We start from the raw sequence: 1,343 nt of genomic DNA on the forward strand, positions 1-1,343 counted from the left end.
AAGGGGGCTACCCGGAACCCGGCGGGGGCCGCCAGGCCAGGCCGCTTCGCGGTCGCGCAAGCGCGAGCCTGGCACCCCCCGCCGGAACCCGGGTAGGGCGTGCGCTGCCCGACCGACCGAGGGGAGCCCCCGCCCGGGGGGTGAGCCGTGGCCAAGGCCCGCCGCGCGGCCGCCGGTCCGGGGCGGGAATCGGCCCGGAAACCGGTCCTGACCTGCGAAAACATGTGATCGGGATCACTCCCCGGGAGGGGTGCCCCGGGTGGACTCCCGCCCCCAAATAAGGCAGAATTAGTGATGTCGGAAGGGGGGAGGCAGCCCCCCGGACGACAGGCCCAAACCTTCAACACCAAGGAGTCCAAGTGAAGTTGACCAAGGAAGAGCAGCGAATGCACCGCGAAGCGTGCGCCCTGGTCAAGAAGCGCGGTCCCCTGACCGAGGACGAAAAGGACATCGTCCTCAACCACTGGCAGGAGTCTTCCACCACCAGCAATGCCCTTGACGGGGCGTACTTCACGCCTGAGATGTACGCGTGGGATTTCCGACTTGAAGTCAACGGGGCGCGGATCATCGACCTCTGCGCGGGCATCGGCCGCCTTGCGAATGCCGCCCTGGAGCAACGCATCCGTACGCACGAGGGTTTGCGCTCGCCCGAGTTGGTCTGTGTCGAGCGCAATCCGGTCTACGTCGAGGTGGGGCGAAAGGTGGTACCGGAAGCGACCTGGATCTGTGCTGACGTCCTCGAAGTCGGGGGCATGGGCCTTGGCCGTTTCGACACCGCTATGGCGAACCCTCCCTTCGGCCGGATCGAGCGAAGCGGAAACGGCCCGCGCTACCGAGGTCCGAACTTCGAGTTCCACGTCATCGACGTTGCATCGAGGTTGGCCCGGAGGGGCGCATTCATCATTCCCCAGATGTCCGCGCCGTTCAGGAACAGCGGACAGCCGTTCAGGGTGGACCAGGACAGCACCGCATATGAGCGGTTCCACCGGGAGACCGGGATCACCCTTGTTGAGGGGAGTCTCTGCATGGACACCGCGTTCTATGACGGAGAGTGGCGCGGTGTGTCACCTCGTACCGAGGTGGTGGTGTGCGACTTCGAGGAGAAGCCGGAGCCGCCGCAGCGAACCCGGATGCCCCGCCCGGCGCCGGTCCGCGAACCGGTGCCGGTGGTCGCGGCTCACGCCGACGGGATGCTCTTCTGAGCGGATCCTTTACGGCGGGCACCTGGTCCCCGAGGCGGCTGGGTGCGCCGCCGTCGTTTCGGCGGCGGTAGCGGTCACGCCTGGCGGCGTGGCTGTGTTGGTGGCCCGGTGCGTGCTCGCCGGCCCCGGCCTCCTTCGTCG

General features: G+C 67.8%; 1 protein-coding gene. It reads left to right on the forward strand.

All coding sequences use genetic code 11. The features are described from left to right. Window positions 1–359: 359 nt before the first annotated feature. Window positions 360–1,202: a methyltransferase gene (locus AB0958_RS45135; RefSeq protein WP_366896294.1), complete on the forward strand. Its 843-nt coding sequence runs from the start codon at window positions 360–362 to the stop codon at window positions 1,200–1,202. Window positions 1,203–1,343 lie beyond the last annotated feature (141 nt).

It is taken from the genome of Streptomyces sp. NPDC006655, from assembly GCF_040703965.1.
Lineage (GTDB): Bacteria > Actinomycetota > Actinomycetes > Streptomycetales > Streptomycetaceae > Streptomyces.